The organism is Methylobacterium sp. WL18 (assembly GCF_008040015.1).
GTDB lineage: Bacteria > Pseudomonadota > Alphaproteobacteria > Rhizobiales > Beijerinckiaceae > Methylobacterium > Methylobacterium mesophilicum.
Map to the genome: position 1 here is coordinate 1 of NZ_VRVD01000409.1, position 4294 is coordinate 4294.

3 protein-coding genes and 1 pseudogene are annotated in these 4294 nt (G+C 71.0%); all 4 read right to left on the minus strand.

The window, feature by feature from the left end; all coding sequences use genetic code 11:
* Window positions 1-123: pseudogene (locus tag FV228_RS34335) on the minus strand (ferredoxin--NAD(+) reductase); the annotation flags it as partial.
* Window positions 124-152: 29 nt separating this feature from the next.
* Window positions 153-548 (minus strand): hypothetical protein, encoded by a 396-nt coding sequence (locus tag FV228_RS21750; RefSeq protein WP_147856510.1) that lies wholly within the window; start codon window positions 546-548, stop codon window positions 153-155.
* Window positions 549-651: 103 nt separating this feature from the next.
* The gene (locus FV228_RS21755) at window positions 652-1065 is read right to left on the minus strand and encodes a globin family protein (protein WP_147856511.1); all 414 of its coding nucleotides are present in this window, start codon (window positions 1063-1065) and stop codon (window positions 652-654) included.
* Window positions 1066-1132: 67 nt separating this feature from the next.
* The gene (locus FV228_RS21760; protein ID WP_147856512.1) at window positions 1133-4051 is read right to left on the minus strand and encodes a sensor domain-containing phosphodiesterase; all 2919 of its coding nucleotides are present in this window, start codon (window positions 4049-4051) and stop codon (window positions 1133-1135) included.
* Window positions 4052-4294 lie beyond the last annotated feature (243 nt).

Genomic DNA, 4294 nt, shown 5'->3' on the forward strand with positions numbered 1-4294 from the left:
GTTGGCGAGCTGCGCCTGCACGGGCGCGATCATGCCTTCGGCCAGCGCCGCCTCCAGCGGCGTGTCGCCGGTCGAGACGCGCACCGACCGGCCGTTGACGACGAGCGAGCAGCGCGCGCCCATGGCCGTACCCCGCTTGGTCTGGAGAGGGATCACCGGGCGCGGATCAGCAGGGTGTCCACCAGGGACGCCCAGCGCTCGCGGGTCGCCCGGACGTCGTCGCTGGCGGCCGATTCGGTCAGGAGCTGGCGCTGCGCCCGGAGGGCCTCGACCTCCTGCCGCTGGGCCCGGAGCACCGCCTTCATCACCTGCAGCTCGGTCTCGAGCCGGGCGATCTCGTCGGCCTCGTCGAAATCCTCGGACAGGTCGTCCTGGGCGGCGCCGGAGACGCGCGGATCCTGTCCGGACAGAGCTTGGCCGGGCAGAGTTTGGCCGGGGAGCGGCAGCCGGGTGCGGGCCTGCTGCTCCAGCCGGACCGGCCGGGCGATCAGGCGCCGCACGAGATCCGAGCTGCCCGCCTGCTGGTAACGCCTCGCCGCCTCGGCCATCCGCCCATCCCCTCCACGGGCGCCGGAGCGCCAATCCATCAACAGGAGCTTGCGCGGGCATGGTTAAGGGGGGCTTAAACCGATCGTCGACTCTCGGGGGTGTTCACCCCGCCTCCGCCGCCGCTCCCGTCATCAACCCGGCCACCAGCGTGTAGGTCTCGGTCCAGGCCGCGCGGACCTCCGGGGTGAAGTCCGGGCCGAGGCCCTGTTCCAGGGTCCAGAGCAGCGCGGCGCCGACCGGGGCGTAGTGGGCGGCCTGGGTGCCGTAGGCCACGTGCTTGCGCCCGAGATCCCGGATCGCCGGGGCCACGGTCTCCGGGTGGCCGAGATGGGCCACCGCCAAGCCCAGCATGGCCATCAGTTTTTTCTTCTGCTCGGCCATGTCGTCGGGGAAGAGCGGGCGGACCTCGGGGGCGATCTCGAACAGGCGCCCGTAGAACAAGTCGGCCGCCGTCCCGGCGATCGGCCGCACCTGCGCGAAGCTGTCCTGGACGAGCCTGACCTGTTCGGGCGTCATCGCATCCCCTGCCACCGCCTTCATCGCTGGTCGGCAGTATACCTGATTGGGCCGACCCGAACCAGGATCAGGCCGCTTCCGGCGCCGCCCCGACGATCTGGCGGGCCTGCAGCATGGTCATCGGCTCGCCGAAGGCCGGCCCGAGGGCGTATTCGCAGCCGAGCCCGGCCAGCGCCTGGGCGTCGCCCTCCGATTCGCAGCCCTCCGCCACGATGGCGAGGTTCAGTTCGCTCGCCATCCGGACGATCGAGCGCAGGATCGCGGTCTGGCCGGTGCCGATCTGGCGCACGAAGGTCGCGTCGACCTTGATCGTGTCGAACGGGAAGCGCTGGAGGTAGGACAGCGCCGAATAGCCGGTGCCGAAATCCGACAGGCACAGGCCGGCCCCGAGGTCGTGGATGCGCGCCAGCATCTGGGCGGCGTATTCCGGGTTCTCCATCACCAGGCTCTCGCTGAACTCCAGCTTGAGCGAGCCGGGCAGCGCCCCGGAGCGGGCCAGCACGGTCTTCACGTCGTGCAGGAGGTCGTGGCGCAGGAGCTGGCGGGAGGACAGGTTGCAGGCCGCGAAGATCGGCGGCTCGACCTCGAGGGAACGCTGCCAGGCGGCGAGCTCCAGGGCGGTGCGCTCCAGGGCGAAGATGCCGAGGTTGACCACGAAGCCGCTCTCTTCGGCGAGCGGCATGAAAGTCGAGGCCGGGATGCGGCCGAGCTTCGGGTGGTCCCAGCGCAGGACGGTCTCGAACCCCGCCACGGTGCGGTCCTCGAGGCGGACCACGGGCAGGAACAGCACCCGCAATTCGTTGCGCTCGATCGCCTTGCGCAGGTCGCTCTCCAGCATCAGCCGGTCGGAGCGGTCGGTGCGCATGTGGGCGCGGAACACCTCGATCCGGTCGCCGCCGTTGCGCTTGGCCTGGATCATGGCGATCTCGGCGCTCTTGAACACCTCGTCGCGCTTCAGGTTGGCCCCGGCCTCGTAGAGCGCGAGGCCGATCGAGACGGTGAGGAAGATCTCCCGGTCGGCGTAGGTGATCGGCGTGGCGATGGCGCGCCGGATCATCTCGGCGAAGGCCAGGATCCGGTCGGGGTCGCGCTCGGACAGCAGGATCACGGCGAACTCGTCGCTGGAGATCCGGGCCAGGCTGTCCTGCGGCCGCAGCAGGCGGCCGAGCCGGCGGGACAGGGTCAGCAGGATCGAATCGCCCGCCGACAGGCCGATGGCGTCGTTGATGCCCTTGAACCGGTCGACATCCAGAACGATCACGGTCGGCTTGAGCCGCTGGTCCTGGCCGGCGAAGGCCAAAGCCGCGTCGAGGCGGTCGCCGAACAGCTCGCGGTTGGGCAGGCCGGTCAGGCTGTCGTGCACCGCGTCGTGGAGCAGGCGCTCCTCGGCGGTCTTGATCTCGGTGACGTCCGCGATGGTGCCGACCACGCGGATCACCTCGCCGTCGGCGCCGATCACGGGGCGCGCCTTCAGCCGGTACCAGAAATAGGTGCCCGCGGCCGAGCGCAGGCGGAAATCGTGGACGATGCGCCCGCGCCGCTCCTCGATCACCGTGTCGAGGGCCGCCGAGTAGCGCTCCACGTCGAACGGGTGGAGCGTGCCGAGCCAGTTCGTCGCCGGGCCCTCCAGGGTGCCCCGGGGCAGGCCGAGCTGCGCCTCGATCTCGGGGCCGGCGAAGACCCGGTCGGCCGGCACGTCCCAGTCGAACACCACGTCGCCCGCGCCGGTGAGCGCCAGCGCCCGCCGCTCGGTGTCCGACACCAGGGCGTGGCTGAGGCCGCCCCCCGCGAAGGCGTGCTGGAGCACCGTGAAGCCGATCAGCATCACGATCAGCACCAGGCCGCCGATGAGCGCCGGCTGCACCAGGTCGCTGCCGATCTGGCCGGTGACCGCGAAGCCCGCCGCCGTCACCCAGACCACCAGGAGCAGCCAGGTCGGCACCAGCAGGATGGCGCGGTCGTAGCCGTTATGGGCGGCGAGGTAGACGATCAGCAGCAGGCCGATCCCCGCCACCGCGGCGATGGAGATGCGCGCCACCCCCGCCGCCACCGGCGGGTCGAACACCGCGAGCCCGACGAGGCCCGCCAGGAAGGCCAGCCAGAAGAACGCCACGTGGCTGTAGCGCACGTGCCAGCGGGCGAGGTTCAGGTAGGCGAACAGGAACACCAGCAGCGTCGCCCCGAGCACCGCCTCGGCGGAGGCCCGGTAGACCCGCTCGGCCAATTCGGTGACGGGGAACACCCGCTGCAGGAAGCCGAAATCGATGCAGGCATAGGCCAGCACCGACCAGGCCAGGGCCGCGGCGGCCGGGAAGATGATCGCCCCCTTGACCACGAACACGATGGTCAGGAACAGGGCCAGCAACCCGCTGATGCCGATGATGATGCCCTTGTACAGGGTCAGCCCGGCAGTCTTGCGGCGGTAGGCGTCCTGATCCCACAGGTGCAGCTGGGGCACGTTGGGGCCGCGCAGCTCGGCGACGTAGGTGACCGTGGTGCCGGGATCCAGGGTGATCGTGAACTGGTCGGCCTCGGGGTTCTCGTCGCGCTCCGGGCGGATGCCCTGGCTCGCCGTGATGGCGGCGATCCGCGAGCCGCCGAGATCGGGCCAGATCACCCCGGAATCCACCAGCCGGAAATGCGGCGCCACCAGGATGCGGTCGATCTGCTCGTCGGTGTCGTTGGTGAGCGCGAACACGATCCAGTCGGGCCGGGCGCCAGCGTCGCGCGCCTTCACGACGATGCGGCGGACGATGCCGTCCTTGCCGGGCGCCGTGGAGATCTGGATCAGGTCGCCGTCCGAGCGGTAGCGCTCGATCGCGGTGGTCAGGTCGATCACCGGCGCGTCGAGGGTGACGCGCACCGCCTCGACGGCTTGAGCCGGCCCACACAGCGCGAGGGCACCGACGAGACCGCCGACCAGTGTCAGGAGGAGGGCGAGGATGCGCAAGGGTGTCTTGAGTTCCGGCCGTGCGAGCTTCGGCATCGGCCACCCGGGCGGCCGCGATCGAAAGGAAGGCCCCGACCCCGGGGCAGCCGCCCCGGTCCGGATCCGGACTCCGCGGATCGCGCCCCTTTGCGGCCAAATCAAGTTGGGCGGGGCAGGGGGCGTCGGCGCGGGGCCCGAACAGGGCGTCTCAGAGCCTGTCCGGCCCGGATTCTCTTAACCCTCACCGTGCGGGGCGCGCGCGGTCAGGCGCTCCGGCGAAGGCTCAAGCCCCCCGAAGCG

Coding starts and splice junctions, on each gene's coding strand:
- FV228_RS21750 (WP_147856510.1), bottom strand. CDS start 548: ATGGCCGAGGCGGCGAGGCGTTACCAGCAGGCGGGCAGCTCGGATCTC.
- FV228_RS21760 (WP_147856512.1), bottom strand. CDS start 4,051: ATGCCGAAGCTCGCACGGCCGGAACTCAAGACACCCTTGCGCATCCTC.
- FV228_RS21755 (WP_147856511.1), bottom strand. CDS start 1,065: ATGACGCCCGAACAGGTCAGGCTCGTCCAGGACAGCTTCGCGCAGGTG.